Origin of the sequence: Archangium sp. Cb G35 (genome assembly GCF_001896145.1) — a bacterium.
Taxonomy (GTDB): domain Bacteria; phylum Myxococcota; class Myxococcia; order Myxococcales; family Myxococcaceae; genus Archangium; species Archangium violaceum.
This window is the reverse complement of record NZ_MPOI01000011.1, coordinates 266066-282084: the sequence shown is the minus strand read 5'-3', so window position 1 is coordinate 282084 and position 16019 is coordinate 266066. Positions and strand designations below refer to the sequence as shown.

Genomic DNA, 16019 nt, shown 5'->3' with positions numbered 1-16019 from the left:
GCGCACCGCAATCCCTGCACACCGCAATCCCTGCATGGTTTTGCATGACGAGTCTTTCGTTCCCACGGCACCTTTGTTTCAGTGGCGGATGGAGAGGGGAATTCGATGTCAGGGTTTGATTTGGGCATGTACAAGTGCTTGCTCGTTGCGGTATCAAGATTGGCGCCTCGAGGCCGGCCATGGCCGTGTGAGGCGTTGCAGCATTCCTTCCCAGGAGCCCGTGACATGCACAATGATTGGGGGAGACGTGTGTTTTTTTCGAGGCGGCCGCTCGGTCAGCGGCTGGGATTGACCGTGGGGGTGGTAGCGGCCGGGGTCTCGGGGCTGTTGTCCCCGCCGGTCCAGGCGCAGGAGGTCCCGCCGGGAATCGTCTTCTTGCTGGACAACAGCGAGGCCATGCAGAACTACCCGCAGTTCCTGCCCGAGGCCTTCACACCGGGCTACTACCCCACGCCCACCAACCCCGCCCGGGGCGACCTGGGAGGGGAAGGGTCAGCCGGACTCGCCATCAACACGGGCTGCTCGGATCCGGCGCTGGTGTCCGCGATGAGCTGGTTCGACAAGAACAGCACGGATCCAGCCAAGAACGGCTCCATCGTCTATGACTCCGACAGCGACCTGAAGTCGCCGTTCTTCGAGCCGAACCGGTTCTACTTCTCGCGTGGCCGGCGCCTCGCCTGGAACGTGATGGAGGGTCCGTATACGATCAACGGCAGCGACTTCGAGGGCCCCCTCAACAGCTACGGAGACACGTTGTCGGCCTGCTACGGCAGCGTGGGCTGGAACACCAGCGACTACCCGTATGGAGGGGCCACCGGCAATTCACCCCTCATGAACGAGTGCATGACGTGTCTGGCCACCAAGGGCTGGTGGCGGGGTCCGATCGTGACACCCAATACCCAGGCGACGAGTCCGGGCCAGGCTGGCCCCGTCAAGGAACTGGACGAGCCGCCGCTTCCGCCCGAAGCGTTCCGCAAGTGGGTCCTCAGTGGCCGCGTGCTCAACGTGCGTCCGCCCAAGTTCGTGGTGGCGCGCAAGGCACTCAAGGACGTCATCAGCTCGGTGACCAACGTCCGCCTGGGCGTGGCCACCTTCGGCGAAGATCACGGCTGGTTCGACCCGCCACTGATGCACGAGAAGCTTCGTCCGACGTGCGACCAGTCCTACCCCACCTTCAATGACGCGGCGCTCAACCGGCCCAGGCTGAGACAAGCCGTCAACGAGGTGAATTTCCGCAACAATGAGCGTTCCATCGGCGAGGCCCTCTTCGGGCTGGGTGGATATTTCTCCTCCCAGTTGGCGGACAACCGGTGGGGGTCCTGGTTCCAGCAGCCCGTCAATCCCGGGGATTTCGGCTGGCCGGGCTGCTGCAATGGTGGCACCTACGATAACCCCTACACCGGTCAGCCGGGTGCCTTCTGGGGCGTGCACGCGCAGGAGTGGCTCAAGTCGCCCTATTCGGACCCCTATACCGGAAAGTTCCTGCCGGGCCAGCCCTGGGAGGGCACCGGGTATGACAAATCCGTCTGCAACGCCTCACAGAGCAACAACATCATCGTGGTGAGCGCCGGAGCGCCCCGGTCCGACAACTCAGTGCCCATCACCAAGATGATGGACATTCTCGTGGCCAATGGAGCCAGACACCCGAATGGCTCGCTGCTCACGTTCAACGCGATCAATCCCGAGACGAATCCCAACGTGGGGGGCGTGAATTACTGCGACCTGTTTGGCACCACCAGGGAGGCGTGTGACTACACCTCCTACAACTGGCCTACCGGCCTTGGCGTGGGCAACAAGAACTTCATGGATGACGTGGCATTCTTCCTGTCGCACACGGATCTGCGGAACGACATGGGCGGAAGCCAGACGGTGCGGACGTTCGTGGTCGGTTACGGTGACAGCAGCCCCATGCTCCAGAGCATCGCGCTGGCGGGCCGGGGCGGCTTCTACCGTGCGGACCAGCCGGACACGCTGCGGAATGCCATCCTGTTCTCCATCGGCCAGACCCGCGGGGGCAGCTGCTCCGCGCCGTAGCGCCATCTCCACGAGATGAGCCTGGGGCAGGGCAGGGTGCCATGCGGCCCTGTCCTGCCCCGCGTCCTTTCCAGCGGTGGTCATGCAGAGAACTGCGTACGAAGTGCGCAGGGGCTCCAGTAGGACTTCGCAATCCTTGCACATCGCAAAACCTGCACACCGAAAACCTTGCATACCGCACTCCTTGCATGGTTTGACACGATGGGCCTTTCGCTGTCACGGTATCTTTGTTTCCGGGCTGAACGGCGACGGGGATGGGCTGTCAATGGTTGAAGGGGCATATACAAGTGCTTGCTCATTGCGGTATCAAGACGGGCGCCTCGAGCCCGGCCGTGGCCGCATGAGGCGTTGAAGCATCCACCCCAGGAGCCCATGACATGCACAGTGATTTGGGGAGACGTGTAGGTTTTTCCAGGCGGTCGCCCGGCCAGCGGCTGGGATTGGCCGTGGGAGTGGTGGCGGCCGGGGTCTCGGGGCTGTTGTCCCTGCCGGCCCAGGCGCAGGAGGTGCCGCCGGGTGTGGTCTTCCTGATGGACAACAGCGAGGCCATGCAGAACTACCCGCAATTCCTGCCCGAGGACTTCACGCCGGGCTGGTACGCGGCCAATAAGGTGCCCCCGGTGCCCGTGACCCCCAAGGGAGATCAAGGGAGCGAGGGCTCGGCCGGTCTCGCCATGGACACGGGCTGCGAGGACCCGGCGCTCGTCGCCGCGATGAGCTGGTTCGACAAGAACAGCGCGGATCCGGCGAAGAATGGCTCCATCGTCTATGACTCCGACAGCGACCTGAAGTCGCCGTTCTTCGAGCCGAACCGGTTCTATTTCTCGCGCGGCCGGCGCCTCGGCTGGAACGTGAAGGAGGGCCCGTGGACCATCAACGGCAATAACTTCGCGGGTCCCCTCAACAGCATCGGGGACATTCTGTCGGCCTGCTACGCGAGCGTGGGCTGGAACACGACGGACTACCCTTATGGCTCCGTCGACTCGCCCCTCATGACCGAGTGCCGGGCATGTCTGGCGAGCAAGGGCTGGTGGCGGGGTCCGATCGTGACCGCCAATACCCAGGCGACCAATCCGAGCGGAGCCGGTCCCCTCAAGGAACTGGACGAGCCGCCGCTTCCGCCCGAAGCGTTCCGCAAGTGGATCCTCAGCGGCCGCGTGCTCAACGTGCGTCCGCCCAGATTCGTGATTGCGCGCAAGGCGCTCAAGGACGTCATCGATTCGGTGACCAACGTGCGCATGGGCGTAGCCACTTTCGGCGAGGATCACGGCTGGTTCGATCCGCCAGCGATGCTCGAGAAGCTCCGTCCAACGTGTGACCAGTCCTACCCCATCTTCGATGATGCGGCGCTGAACCGGCCCAGGCTGAGGCAGGCCGTCAACGAGATGCTGTTCCGTAACAACGAGCGCTCCATCGGAGAGGCCCTCTTCGGGCTGGGTGGCTACTTCTCCTCTCAGATGGCGGACAACCGGTGGGGGTCCTGGTTCCAGCAGCCCGTCAATCCTGGGGACTTCGGCTGGCCGGGCTGCTGCAATGGTGGCACCTACGATGACCCGTACACCGGCAAGCAGGGGGATTACTGGGGCGTGGCCATGGATGAGTGGCTCAAGCCGCACTATTCGGACCCCGTTTCCGGCAAGGTCCTGCCGGGTCAGCCCTGGGAGGGCACCGGATATGACAAATCTGTTTGCAACGCTTCACAGAGCAACAACATCATCGTGGTGAGCGCTGGAGCACCCCGGTCCGACAACTCGGTGCCCATCACCAAGATGATGGACATTCTCAAGGCCAATGGTGCCAGACACCCGGATGGCTCGTTGCTCACGTTCAACCCGATCAATCCCGAGACGAATCCCAACGTGGGGGGCGTGAACTACTGCCACCTGTTTGGCGTCACCAAGGAAGCGTGTGATTACACCTACTACAACTGGCCGACTGGTCTTGGCGTGGGCAACAAGAACTTCATGGATGATGTGGCGTTCTTCTTGTCGCACACGGATCTACGGAGCGACATGGCCAACAGCCAGACGGTGCGGACGTTCGTGGTCGGCTACGGGGACAGCAGCCCCATGCTCCAGAGCATCGCGCTGGCGGGCCGGGGTAGCTTCTTCCGCGCGGACCAACCGGGCACTCTGCGTGATGCCCTCCTGTTCGCCGTGGGCCAGAGCAGGAACAGCTGCTCCGCGCCGTAACTCCACCTTCTTGGGATGAGCCTGGGGCAGGGGAGGGGTTGCGCGCCCCTGTCCTGCCCCGCGTCCTCGTGACACCATGGGGCGCGGAAGGGCGGTCCTCCACCGGGAGGGGGTTGCATGAGCTACATCGGGACGTACCGCAGGCTCGCCGAGGCCTTTCAGGATGGGCGCGGTGCCGGAAGCATGGACACCGGGCTCGTCCTGCATCAACGCCGGTTCCGCTCCGTGCGAGAGCCGTCCGGCGGGAGTCCCTCGCAGTTCCCGGTGCCAGAGGCCGCACTCGAGCCCGAGTCCCACAAGGGATTGCTCGACCGGGACGAGGGCGTCGAGGAGAACCTCGACTTTCCGTACCGCGTCCTCGCGCCGCCTGGTTCAGAGCGGCATTCCCGGGGCGTGCTCCTCCTCCACGGTCTCAACGAGCGCCGCTGGGAGAAATACCTGCCGTGGGCCAAGGCCCTCGTCGAGGGGCTCGGCGTCCCCGTCATCCTCTTCCCCACCGCCTTCCACATGGACAGGTCCCCAGCGCTCTGGTCCGACCCTCGCTCCATGCGGCAGCTCAGCCGCGAGCGCATGCGCCGCATGCCGGAGCTCGAGGCCTCCAGCTTCGCGAACGCCGCCTTGAGCACCCGCATCCACGCCCGGCCGGAGCGCTTCGTCTGGTCCGGGGTCCGTACCTTGAGGGATCTCTCGCTCCTGTCCGAGAGCGTCCACCGGGGAGAGGAGGCGTTGCTGGCGCCCGGGGCCCGGCTCGATGTCTTCGCCTACTCCATCGGCGCGTTCCTGGCCGAGGTCCTCTTCATGTCCGATGACAGCGGGCGGTTCGCCGACTCACGGCTCGTGAACTTCTGCGGGGGCTGTCTCTTGTCGCAGACGTCCCCCCTTGCCCGGGAGATCCTCGACAGCGCCGCCGCTCGGGCGCTGCATGTGTTTCTCGATCAGCTCGATTCGCACAAGCAGAGCCGGCCCGAACTGGGCCGGCTGCTCTCCGATGAATCCGTGGGCCAGGCCTTCGAGCTCATGGTGCGGGACGACCGGCTCCACGCCGCTCGCGAGGCCGCTCTTCAGCGGATTGGTCCGCGGGTCCGGGCCATTCCGCTGCGCAAGGACAGTGTGATGCCCGCCGATGCTGTGGCTGGGACGCTGTCGGGCTCTGGTGCTCGTGTGGAGATACTGGACATGGCCTATGAGTACGACCACGCGAACCCCTTTCCCCTGCAGGGCGCCGACGAGGCGGAGGTCGAGCGCGGATTCACCGCCGTGTTCGACCGCGCGGTCGAGTGGTTGCGCGGGTAGGGACAGTGGGGGCTCTCGGGGTGAACTCGAGGCCCGGGCACCCTCACCCCGTCCCTCTCCCGGGGGGAGAGGGGTTTTTGGGGTGGTTGGGGATTATTGGGGGTGGTTGGGGATCAGGAATCGACCAGGTTCCGCAGGGTGGTTTGCTTCAGGCGGCGTTTGGCGTCCTTCGCGGACAGCCCCGTGAAGTGCATCGCCAGCGCCACCTTCACCTCGTGGCCGGCCTGCTCCAGCAGTTGCTTCGCCGCCGCCGGCTTCAGGTCCGTCAGCTCCGCCACCATCCGCGCCGCCCGTGCCCGCAGCTTCTCGTTCGTGGGCCGCACGTCCACCATCCGTCCCCGGTACACCTTCCCCAGGGTCACGAAGGCCGTTGTGGTGAGCGCGTTCAGGATCAGCTTCGTCGCCGTGCCCGCCTTCAGCCGCGTGCTGCCCGCCACCAACTCAGGCCCCGTCTCGGCCAGCAGCACGTGGTCCGCCTTCGCCTTCGGGCCCGGACGGTTGCAGCACACCAGCACCGTGCGCGCTTTCCGCCGCCGGGCCTCGTCCAGTGCGCCCAGCACGAAGGGCGTCCGGGCACTCGCGGAGATGCCACACACCACGTCCCGGGGACCCACGCGCAGCCGGACCATCGACGCGGCCCCGGCCTCGACGTCATCCTCCGCGCCCTCCACCGCGTGCGTCATCGCCCGGCGTCCACCGGCGATCACCGCTTGCACCTGGGAAGGGGAGGTTCCGAACGTGGGCGGGCACTCGCTCGCGTCGAGCACCCCGAGGCGTCCACTGGTGCCCGCGCCCACGTAGAGCAGGCGGCCACCCGCCCGCAATGCATCCGCTGCGATTCGTGCCACTCTCGCGACTTCTGCGAGCGCGGGACGGACCGCACGGACGGCGGCTACGTCTTCTTCATGCAACCGGCGGACGAGCTCCTCCGTGGAGACGAGGTCCAGATCTTCCGACCGGGGGTGCTGCCGCTCGCTGGGCGGAAGCGCGGTCTTCTTCGAACGCGATCTTCCCACCCGCGAGCTCACGACGGGCTGCCTCAGGCGGCCTTCGTCACCTTGCCCGCCTTGATGCAGCGGGTGCAGGCCAGCACGCGCTCCGTGCGCCCTTCGACGGACGCCCGGATCTTCTGCAGATTCGGGAGGGTCCGCTTCTTCGTCTTGTTGTTCGCGTGGCTGACGTTGTTGCCCACGAGCGGCCGCTTCCCGCAGATGTCACACTTCCAGGCCATGACTGCCAACTCCTTGAAATCAGGGACGAAATGAGAGCCCGCCCTAAGAGAGCGGCGGAACCTATCTACAAACCACCGGAAAATCCAGTCTGATCGGGCCTCAGCGCTTGAGGACCGCCTTCTTCTTCATCATCTCCTGGACCAGGCGCACCGCCCGGGCTCCCGCCAGGAACTCTCCCTCGAGCCCCAGGCCGGGGAGGACCTCGCGTCCGGCCAGCAGCAGGTTCTTCGTGGGAGTGTGCTGCTTCAACCCCGTGACGCCCAGCACCGCTTCCGTGTCGAAGACGTAATGCGGGTGGGGCATGAGCCGGCTGCCCCGCACCGCGCCCGCATCCAGGTAGGGGGCCGAGCGCAGCAGGCGCTTGTCCTTCGAGAAGGGCATCAGCGCGTCCAGGTGGGCGTCGATGCGCATGGCCAGCGACTGGAGGTAGCCCTCGCCCAGGTCCCGCACGCTGGCGGGCACGAAGCCTCCGGCGCAGATGACGCGCAGTGAGGGATCTTCCTTGCCCTCCGGCGTGCGGGCGGGGTGCTGCTGGACGAGCAGGGGGCCGAGCTCGGCGTCCTGGGTGTCCATCAGCAACAGTTCGCCCATCCCGCGGGGCAGCGCCGCTTCGGGCAGTACCCAGTTCACCGCGAAGAGGAAGGACTTGAGGGTGGACAGGTCCAGATGCTCGCTCAAGCCGCGGTGCTTCTTGCGGTCCGTGATGAGCCGGCGCAGCGCCCCCGCGTCCGTGGCGGACACCAGGCACGAGGCCCGGTAGAGCGTGTCCGAGCGCAGCAGCTTGATCGCGGAGAAGCGGCCTCCGTCGAAGTGCAACTCCTCCACCACGTAGGTGTCCGTGTTCTCGGGACTGAGCAGGTCTCCGCCCAGCTCCACGAGACGCTCGAAGAGCAGCTTGCGCAGGCCGGCGCGGCCGCCCGGGTAGCGCCAGGGGCTCTGCAGGGCCTGGGACAGGGGGCGCGTGCGCGCCAGGGGCGTGGCGGGCTGATCCAGGTGGACGACGAAGGGCAGCAGGCCCCGCAGCAGCTTGGAGGGCTCGTCCTCTCCCGCCAGCCGCGGCTCTGTCTGGAGTCCCGGGTGCTGGCCCACGCGCTTCTTGAGGTTCCAGGACTCCAGGATGCCGTCCGGGGGCAGTGGCGGGCCTTCCTTCAGGAAGGCGTCGGAGGGCTCGTGCTGGAGGGCCGAGGCGGTGAGGTCCGCGAGGATGCGCTCGCCGTCGGCGTCGAACTCGCGCACCAGCTCGGCGCGCCGGCGGGCGGCGTCGGTGTGCAGGTCGACGCGGTGGCGCGGCATCACCAACTGCAGCTCGGGCGTGTGGGGCTGGAGGTTGCGCTGGAGCGCCGCGGTGAGCGACAGCTCGGTGAAGGCCTCCTCCACCGCCGGCATCGCCTTGAGGGCCGGGGCGATGAAGGGGGCGTAGGGCAGCACGAAGCCGTCATGCTCGTAGCCCGGCCCGGTCCCATCGTGCTCCACCAGGAGCACGCTGTATCCCCGCTTGGCGAGCAGTGCCGCAGCGAGTGCTCCGCCCAGCTGGCTGCCCAGGACGATCACGTCATAGACGTGCCGGGAAGGTGCCGTGGCGGATGGGAGCGGCTTGGATCTGGCGACTGGCGTCGACATTGCGGGGCGCACACTACACACGTTGCCGTGGGCCCGGCAGCGCTTTCCCGCTCCAGGGGTCCAAAAAGGGGGGGGATGCGCCGCTACGGCGGGGGCTCCCCGGACGGCTCCGGGGCGAGCCAGCGCGGCGGCTCCTCTGGATCGGGCCGGCCCTCGAGCAACTCGTGGGGGCGGAACGTGCCCTTGTAACGCAGGGACGCGCACTCCTGGACGCGGTAGCCGAGGTACACGTGGGAAATGCCCCGCGCCCGCGCCAGCTCCACCTGGAACACCACGTTGGCGGAGCCCGGCGAACAACGCGCGTACGCCGGATCGAAGAAGAAGTACACCGCGCTCCAGGCGTTGGGCGTCTCGTCGCAGATGCCCAGGCCCACCAGCCGGGGCCCGCCCTCGGCGGTGTCGTCGTAGTAGGCCACCTCGCGCGCGGAGGGGTGGGGGAAGGCGAACTGGAGGAAGTAGTCGCGCATCCCGAGCGGTGAGGCGTCCCACTCGCGCGTCTGTTCCCGCTCGGCGTGCCAGGCCCGGTAGAGCGCCAGCCGGGTCTCGTCCACGCGAGGCGGGCCCACCTCCACGCGGAAGTGGGCGCACGCGGCCCGGGCCCGGCGCTGGCTGCGGTTGGGCTGGAAGGTGTCCGTGGGGATGCGCAGGGAGACGCACCGGTTGCACGCCTGGCACGCAGGCCGGAAGTACAGCGGGCCGAAGCGGCGCCACCCGCGCACGAGCATCCGCTCGTACTCCTCGGCCGTCACGTCCTGCATCACCAGCTGCTCGAGTGAGGCACTCTGTTCCGGCAGGTAGTTGCAGGGGCCGGGCGGCTCGACGGTATGTCCCAGGATGGTGGCCATGGCTTCCCCCTGGTTCCTGGGCGATGGCGGCCCTTCCGTCAAGCGGGATGGACGGGCCGTGCGGATGGCCGGAGGGCAGGCGGGCGGTGCCTACACCGCGCGCATGATGGGCACGTCCTTCAGGAGCGAGAGGCGCGCCAGCGTCAGCGCCTTGTCCGGATCCAGGATGCCGTGGCCCTCCTCCTGCGAGGTGGCCGAGGTGTCCGTGGCGGCCTTGGCGAGGATGTCGCGGACCTCGTCGTTGGTGAGCTCGGGGTTGATGCGGCGCATCTCGGCGATGAGCGCCGTCACCTGGGGCGCGGCGAAGGACGTGCCGTTGGCCGTATCTCCCCCCGCGACCTCGATGTCCGTGCCGTCGATCGCCACGGTGACGAAGTCGCTCGGCGTGGAGAAGTCCGCGATCTGGTCCCGCTTGCCCCCGGTGGAAGCGGCCACCACGAGGGTGTGCTCGTTGAAGAGCACCGAGTTGGCGAAGTCCCCGTCGTACTCGACGCCCATCTCATCCAGGGTGTCGAGGAAGTCTCCGGTGTTGCCGGCCGTCACCACGTGCAGGATGCCCGCGTCCTCCAGCTCTCCGGACAGCTTGTCGTAGCGCTTCTTGGAGGCGGCGATCTCCGGGCTGTTCTCGAAGACGCCGTCCACGCGGTCCACGAGCGCCTGGAGGATCTCCGTATCGGAGGCGCCTTCTTCCAGCCCCAGCTCCTGGGCGAGCTCGGCCTTGGCCTCCGGATCGTTGCGCACGTCACTCCACATCTCGTCGGCGATACGCACCGGGCTGATGCTCTGGGACTGATTGATGACGGTGATGTCGTCCGGGTTGTCCAGGACGCCCTGCATGGCGTCCGAGGTGCTGTCGAGGAAGCTGGAGGCACGCTGCTCGATGCGCTCGTCCAGGGAGGCGCCGGCGGGGGCAGAGCTGGAGCCCACGCCCACCGTGCGGATGTCCCCGTCCGAGTACTCGCTGTTCTCGTCCACGACGTGCTGCACGTCATCGCCGTGGGTGGTGCCCGGACCGAAGGAGTCGAAGATGGCGATGTTGTCGTCGCCCGGGTTGAGGCGGGAGAGGAAGTCCTTCACCGCCTTGCCGCCGTCCACCTGCGTGCTGGTGGTGGCGGCACGGGCCTCCACGGCGCGCTGCTGGAAGGAGCGCACGGGACTCGTTCCATCCGCTGCCTGGGACAGGCGCGCTCCCTGCTGCGCGGCCGTCTTGTCGAAGCGGCTCACCAGCACCTGGTTGGCGGGGGCCGCGGGCGCGGTGGTGGGCGAACGAGTCGTCTGGGCCTGTGACGGCTCCGTGCGGACCTGGGGGCGATGCGGGTTGCCAATCGACTTGAGCGACATGGGGGCTCCGACGAAAACCGTTTTCCTGGTTATCGAGAAGAGCCACGGGGATGTTGCGTCCCCATCACTGTCGCACCGCGTCAGTGGCGTTCCGTCGTCACAGCTCCTCGTCGCTCACCACGATGAGCCCGGCCTGGGAGAGCAGGGCGGCCGTGACGCCCTGGCCCCGCACCACCATGCCGTCCACGTGGGTGCCCTGGGTGCCGCACGAGGGGCTGCGCTCCTTGAGCACCGCCACGCGCACCCCGAAGCTCCGCGCCGCCTCCAACGCGAACTCCGCGCCCTGCCGGAAGGCCTCCGTCCGGTCCTTCCCCGACTCCACCTCCGCCGCGCGGGCCCGGCCCGCCAGCACCTCCGCCCCCGCGCCGCCCTTGAGCTCCACCGCCGGCCGCGGAATGCCCAGGCCCGCGCCCGTCTCCGGGCACACGGGGACGACTTCCTTGCCCTCCAGCGCCCGCATCACCGGGCTCGAGCCCTTCGACTTGCCGTCGTACCGGCACGCCTCGCCCAGCAGGCACGCGCTCACCAGCACCACCGGCGCCTCGCGCAGCGCCGCCAGCCGCTCCTCGCGCGTCATCCCGGCTCCCCGGGGTTGCGCAGGCTCAGCTCGCCCACCGCCGGGCCCGCCGACGTCACCACGCGTCCGCCCTCCAGCCGCACCCCGCCCGTGGTCACCAGCTTCACCACCAGCGGGTACAGCCGGTGCTCCTCCTTCAGGATGCGCGCCGTGAGCGCCGCCTCGTCGTCTCCCGGCAGCACCGGCACCGCCGCCTGCGCGATGATGGGGCCCGTGTCCATGCCCGGGTCCACGAAGTGCACCGTGCACCCGGCCACCTTCACCCCGCGCTCCAGCGCCTGCCGCTGGGCATGCAGCCCGGTGAAGGCCGGCAGCAGCGAGGGGTGGATGTTCAGCACCCGCCCCGCGAAGTGTCCCAGGAAGTCCACGCCCAGCAGCCGCATGAAGCCCGCCAGGCACACCCACTCCACGCCCGCCGACACCAGCTTCTCCACCAGCGCCTTCTCGAAGTCCGCCCGCGAGCCGAAGGCCTTGTGCTCCAACACCACCGCCGGCACTCCGGCCTTCTTCGCCCGCTCCAGCGCGAAGGCCGTGGGTACGTTGGACACCACCAGCGCGACCTCGGCCGGGAAGTCCGGCTTCGCGCACGCGTCGAGCAGGGCCTGCAGGTTGCTCCCACTGCCCGACACCAGCACGCCCAGCTTCGTCCGGCCGCTCATGCCTCGATGACCGCCGTGGCCTCGCCCTGGCCCGCCTCCACCCGGCCCACCTCCGCCGCCTCCACCCCGCGCCCCTTCAGCAGCGCCAGCGCCGCCGACACGTCCGCCTTCGCCACCACCGCGATGAGCCCCAGGCCCATGTTGAAGGTGTCGTACATCTCCTTGCGCTCGACTCCTCCCAGCTTCTGGATGAGCTCGAAGATGGCCGGCCGCTTCCACGTCTTCTCGTCCAGCACCGCCCGCGTCCCGTCCGGCAGGCACCGCGGCAGGTTGCCCGGAATCCCGCTGCCCGTGATGTGCGCGAAGCCCTTCACCTTCACCGCCTTCGCCAGCGCCAGCGCGTCCTTCACGTAGATGCGCGTGGGCTCCAGCAGCGCGTCCGCCAGCGGCCGATCCAGGCCCTCGGGCACCGCGTCCAGCTTCAGCTTCGCGTCCTCCAGCAGCACCTTGCGCGCCAGCGAGTAGCCGTTGGAGTGCAGGCCGGAGGAGGGGAGTCCGATGAGCGCGTCGCCCGGCGCCACGCTCTTTCCGTCGATGATCTCCGAGCGCTCCACCACGCCCACGCAGAAGCCGGCCAGGTCGTACTCGCCCCGCGCGTAGAAGCCCGGCATCTCCGCCGTCTCCCCGCCCAGCAGCGCGCACCCCGCCTGCTCACATCCCTGGGCAATCCCCTTCACCACCTCGGCCGCGGCGTCCACCTCCAGCCGGCCCGTGGCGAAGTAGTCCAGGAAGAAGAGCGGCTCGGCCCCACAGGTGAGGATGTCGTTCACCGACATGGCCACCAGGTCGACTCCCACCGTGCCATGCCGGCCCGCCTGGAAGGCCACCTTCAGCTTGGTGCCCACCCCGTCCGTCCCCGCCACCAGCACCGGCTCGCGGTACTTCCCGGGTGGCAGGGCGAACAGTCCCCCGAAGCCTCCCACCCCGGCCACCACCTCGGGCCGCATCGTCCGCGCCGCATAGGGCTTGATGCGCTCGACGAACGCATCGCCCGCCTCGATGTCCACTCCCGCCTGCTTGTAGGTCGTTCCCACGGCCGGGCCTTCTATCGGCTTCTCCCTCTGCTTGTCTCGGCCGGAAGCACCCCGGGTGTCACATTCGCGTCGTCCTGGACGGCTGCCCGTCAGGTGGGCCCCGAGGGGGTGGGCGCCTGGACGACACCTCAGGGCCACAAGGCATCAATTTCCGGTCGGAATTTGACCCTGTCGATGGGGACGGCTTAACTCGCCCTGCGATGGGCGCCGAGGAAACCCTCTTTCAACGTTTCGGCAAGGAATTCCCGAAGGGCACCGTCCTCTTTCGAGAGGGCGAGCCTGGCAAGGAGATGTTCGTCATTCAGTCGGGACGAATCGCCATCTCCAAGCGAGTGCGGGACGTGGAGAAGGTGCTGGCCGTGCTCGGTCCGGGCGAGTTCTTCGGCGAGATGGCCATCATCTCCAACAAGCCGCGCAACGCCTCGGCCAGCGTGAGCGAGGACGCCAAGCTCCTGGTGATCGATCCCAAGACGTTCGAGGGGATGATCCGCGGCAACGCGGAGATCGCCGTGCGGATGATCAAGAAGCTGGCGGAGCGGCTGTCCGAGGCGGACGCGCAGATCGAGAACCTGCTGCACGCGGACCCGGCCAGCCGGGTGGTGCACCACATCCTCCAGGTGTGCCAGACGCGCGGGCGGCCCACGGAGGAAGGCGTGGAGATCGAGCTGGTGGTGCGCGAGCTGCCCCGGCAGATCGGCGTGGGCGAGCCGGCCATCCGCAACATGCTGGACCGTCTGGAGCGGGCCGGCCTGGTGGATCGCTCCGGTGACAGACTCACCGTGTATGACACGGCCCGGGTCCACGACTTCCTCCAATACCTGGAGATGAAGTGGAAGTTCGGAGAGCTCTAGCGTGAAGCTCCAGGTCCTCGGCTGCCATGGCGGTGAGCTTCCCTCGTGCCGCACCACGTGCTTCCTGGTGGATGACGTGCTCGCGCTGGACGCGGGCTCGCTCACCAGCACGTTGTCGCTGGAGCAGCTCTGCAAGGTGGACGACATCCTCGTCGGCCACAGCCACTTCGACCATGTGAAGGATCTGCCGCTGATGGCGGATCTGATCATCGGCCGGCGGGACAAGCCGGTCACCATCCATGCCTCGCGCGAGTGCGCCCGTGCGCTGCGCGAGAACATGTTCAACAACGCGCTCTGGCCGGACTTCACGCGCATCCCCACGCGCAAGGAGCCGGTGCTGCGCATCAAGCCCTTCCGGGCCGGCAGCACCTTCCAGGTGGGCCCGTACACGGTGCAGTCCATCCCCGTGCACCACCCGGTGGAGTCCTGCGGCTTCGTGATCACCCGCGGCCGCACCTCCATGGCCATGAGCGGGGACACCGGGCCCACCGACAAGCTGTGGAAGGTGCTCAACCAGACGCCCACCCTCAAGGCGCTCCTGGTGGAGACGAGCTTCCCCAACGCACTGCATCAACTGGCGGACGTCTCCGGCCACCTCACGCCGAAGATGCTCGAGAGCGAGCTGACCAAGTTCCAGCGCAACGGCTGCAACGTGCTCGTCTACCACCTCAAGCCGGCCTTCCTTCCCCAGCTCAAGAAGGAACTGGGGACCATGCCGGTGGAAGTCCTCGAGCTGGGGGATACCTTCGAGTTCTGAGGCGGGCCCGATGACACCCCGCCGAGAGGCGGGTGTCCCCCGTTGCGGTGGCGCGGGATGTGGACTGCACTTCCTCCGCACCGTCTGTCCGTGACGCGGGCAGGCTTCACGTGCTGCTGGCGGTGACAAGGCAACCGGGAGCACGCCCTGGATGCCAGCGAGTGCGGAACTGCCAGGGCCCCGAAGGCATGGAGCGAAAGATGCTCGGTGCGTGGCCGTTGGAGCCCATTCGCCCTGGGAAGAAGCGCTCACGTCGTGGTGGAGGTGGAGGAGGTGCGCGCCACCTTTCACCTCGACGATGTGCCGCTCCCATGTCTTGGCCTTGAGGCCCGTTCCTGATCGATATTCATTGATTCCGTTTGATTTTGAGTTGCCTTGCAATTCCGTTTGATTGCGATTTGCAGTGAAGAGAGACCTGCGAGGGACGAGCGGCTGCCTCCAGGTACCACCAGTGTCTCGCGTCCTCTTGGTATGCGTGGCTTTCTTTGTTGTCTTGGATGAATGTCGTGAATCAGGCGACTCCATTTTTTTTGAAAATGGTACTCGACCGCATCCACGACAGCCGGAATAATGCTGTTCTGTCGTAGCGAACGAACTGGTTTCGGTGAACCTGGCTTTGCTGCCTTGAGTCAGACCGATTGTCAGCGAGGGGGCGACATGAATTGGATGCGGGTAGGTATTGCTGCGCTGCTGTGCGGCTTGTTCGTGGCATGCACAGAAGATGGGACGGGCACCGTCCGGCCTGGAAATGGGCAAGGGGCAGACGGTGGTCCGGGGAATCAACCAGACGGTGGTCCGGGGAATCAACCAGACGGTGGTCCGGGGAATCAACCAGACGGTGGTCCGGGGAATCAACCAGACGGTGGCTCGGAGACGCTCCAGTTCACGCAGATTTCGTGCGTCCCGAATCCATCGGCCAAGGCGGTAGTCGAGGGGCAGTCCATCAGCTGTACGTTTCAGCTCGAGGGCACTTCGGGAGAGAACGCGGCGCTGAAGTGCGAGAGCGGGTCTGGCGCTGTTGTCGATTGTGGCGCCTCCTCGACAACACAGATCCAGCCCTTCGGCTCCAACCCGGTGCCCATCAAGGATGGCTTGTTCATCATGCGCACCAATGGACTTGCTGGGACCAGGGCCGTGGTTGTTTGGGTGGCCGAGCAGGGGGCGACGCAGGCCCGCCATCGGTTCGAGGCGGACATCGTGGCCGATGATGGCGTGAACGGGTCTCCTGGTATCGAGTTCAATTGTGGTGGGGACACGGATGGCTCGGTGGGTGTGACCGCAGGTTCTCAACTCACTTGTGCCGTGCGGTTTGTTGATCCGGATCCGGGCTCGCTGTCCTGGTCCTATTCCCTGGCTACTGGAGCGGCCCCAGTGAACGAGCCAACGCCTTTCGGCGGTTCCGGTCAGGCACCGTTGGGAGTCACCTGGAGGTGGAGCACGGCTGCGAGCGAGGCCGGAAAGACGTGGACCTACAGATTCACGGTCAATGACGGCACCGCGCCGGCAGTCACTCGCGACCTGGTTGTCACGGTCCAGTAGCGTTCTTGAGTCACTGTCAGTTGTCACGAGGGGGAAGATATTCAT

At 67.1% G+C, this 16019-nt stretch carries 13 protein-coding genes; 5 read left to right on the top strand and 8 right to left on the bottom strand.

From position 1 onward, the window contains the following. The first annotated feature begins 225 nt into the window (after positions 1 to 225). From BO221_RS31835 to BO221_RS31825, 3 genes are all read left to right on the top strand, one after another. A complete protein-coding gene (locus tag BO221_RS31835) occupies positions 226 to 2034 on the top strand; it encodes a hypothetical protein (protein WP_143195793.1) in 1809 nt (602 codons plus the stop codon). A gap of 446 nt (positions 2035 to 2480) precedes the next feature. Next, complete coding sequence (locus BO221_RS55020; protein ID WP_073564593.1) at positions 2481 to 4226, top strand: VWA domain-containing protein; 1746 nt, start codon at positions 2481 to 2483, stop codon at positions 4224 to 4226. Between the two features lie 117 nt (positions 4227 to 4343). Beyond that, a complete protein-coding gene (locus BO221_RS31825; RefSeq protein ID WP_073564592.1) occupies positions 4344 to 5519 on the top strand; it encodes a DUF6051 family protein in 1176 nt (391 codons plus the stop codon). A 113-nt stretch (positions 5520 to 5632) separates the two neighbouring features. On the opposite strand, the gene murQ is transcribed toward BO221_RS31825, so the two are convergent. From murQ to purM, 8 genes are all read right to left on the bottom strand, one after another. Next, complete coding sequence (gene murQ / locus BO221_RS31820) at positions 5633 to 6535, bottom strand: N-acetylmuramic acid 6-phosphate etherase (RefSeq protein WP_073564797.1); 903 nt, start codon at positions 6533 to 6535, stop codon at positions 5633 to 5635. A gap of 23 nt (positions 6536 to 6558) precedes the next feature. Continuing rightward, the gene (gene rpmB, locus BO221_RS31815) at positions 6559 to 6750 is read right to left on the bottom strand and encodes a 50S ribosomal protein L28 (protein ID WP_043403428.1); all 192 of its coding nucleotides are present in this window, start codon (positions 6748 to 6750) and stop codon (positions 6559 to 6561) included. Positions 6751 to 6850: 100 nt separating this feature from the next. Then, entirely contained in the window at positions 6851 to 8371 is a 1521-nt protein-coding gene (locus BO221_RS31810; protein ID WP_073564591.1) for an NAD(P)-binding protein, read from the bottom strand. A gap of 83 nt (positions 8372 to 8454) precedes the next feature. After that, a complete protein-coding gene (locus BO221_RS31805; protein WP_073564590.1) occupies positions 8455 to 9216 on the bottom strand; it encodes an arginyltransferase in 762 nt (253 codons plus the stop codon). A 90-nt stretch (positions 9217 to 9306) separates the two neighbouring features. After that, on the bottom strand, positions 9307 to 10557 hold the full coding sequence (locus BO221_RS31800; protein ID WP_073564589.1) for a S8 family serine peptidase: 1251 nt from the start codon (positions 10555 to 10557) through the stop codon (positions 9307 to 9309). A gap of 97 nt (positions 10558 to 10654) precedes the next feature. After that, positions 10655 to 11134, bottom strand: coding sequence for a DUF523 domain-containing protein (locus BO221_RS31795; protein ID WP_073564588.1), 480 nt, complete (start codon positions 11132 to 11134; stop codon positions 10655 to 10657). Then, positions 11131 to 11793 (bottom strand): phosphoribosylglycinamide formyltransferase, encoded by a 663-nt coding sequence (purN, locus tag BO221_RS31790; protein ID WP_073564587.1) that lies wholly within the window; start codon positions 11791 to 11793, stop codon positions 11131 to 11133. The genes BO221_RS31795 and purN overlap by 4 nt, the downstream gene beginning before the upstream one ends. Further along, a complete protein-coding gene (gene purM, locus BO221_RS31785; RefSeq protein ID WP_073564586.1) occupies positions 11790 to 12827 on the bottom strand; it encodes a phosphoribosylformylglycinamidine cyclo-ligase in 1038 nt (345 codons plus the stop codon). The genes purN and purM overlap by 4 nt, the downstream gene beginning before the upstream one ends. A 200-nt stretch (positions 12828 to 13027) precedes the next feature. Between purM and BO221_RS31780 the strand changes: the two genes are divergently transcribed. Both BO221_RS31780 and BO221_RS31775 read left to right on the top strand, forming a co-directional pair. Further along, positions 13028 to 13678: a Crp/Fnr family transcriptional regulator gene (locus tag BO221_RS31780; RefSeq protein WP_043403437.1), complete on the top strand. Its 651-nt coding sequence runs from the start codon at positions 13028 to 13030 to the stop codon at positions 13676 to 13678. A gap of 1 nt (position 13679) precedes the next feature. Continuing rightward, positions 13680 to 14435, top strand: coding sequence for an MBL fold metallo-hydrolase (locus tag BO221_RS31775; RefSeq protein ID WP_073564585.1), 756 nt, complete (start codon positions 13680 to 13682; stop codon positions 14433 to 14435). The last annotated feature ends 1584 nt before the right edge of the window (positions 14436 to 16019 follow it).

Coding starts and splice junctions, on each gene's coding strand:
- BO221_RS31835 (WP_143195793.1), top strand. CDS start 226: ATGCACAATGATTGGGGGAGACGTGTGTTTTTTTCGAGGCGGCCGCTC.
- BO221_RS31805 (WP_073564590.1), bottom strand. CDS start 9,216: ATGGCCACCATCCTGGGACATACCGTCGAGCCGCCCGGCCCCTGCAAC.
- BO221_RS31825 (WP_073564592.1), top strand. CDS start 4,344: ATGAGCTACATCGGGACGTACCGCAGGCTCGCCGAGGCCTTTCAGGAT.
- BO221_RS31795 (WP_073564588.1), bottom strand. CDS start 11,134: ATGACGCGCGAGGAGCGGCTGGCGGCGCTGCGCGAGGCGCCGGTGGTG.
- BO221_RS31810 (WP_073564591.1), bottom strand. CDS start 8,371: ATGTCGACGCCAGTCGCCAGATCCAAGCCGCTCCCATCCGCCACGGCA.
- rpmB (WP_043403428.1), bottom strand. CDS start 6,750: ATGGCCTGGAAGTGTGACATCTGCGGGAAGCGGCCGCTCGTGGGCAAC.
- BO221_RS31800 (WP_073564589.1), bottom strand. CDS start 10,557: ATGTCGCTCAAGTCGATTGGCAACCCGCATCGCCCCCAGGTCCGCACG.
- purN (WP_073564587.1), bottom strand. CDS start 11,793: ATGAGCGGCCGGACGAAGCTGGGCGTGCTGGTGTCGGGCAGTGGGAGC.
- BO221_RS31780 (WP_043403437.1), top strand. CDS start 13,028: ATGGGCGCCGAGGAAACCCTCTTTCAACGTTTCGGCAAGGAATTCCCG.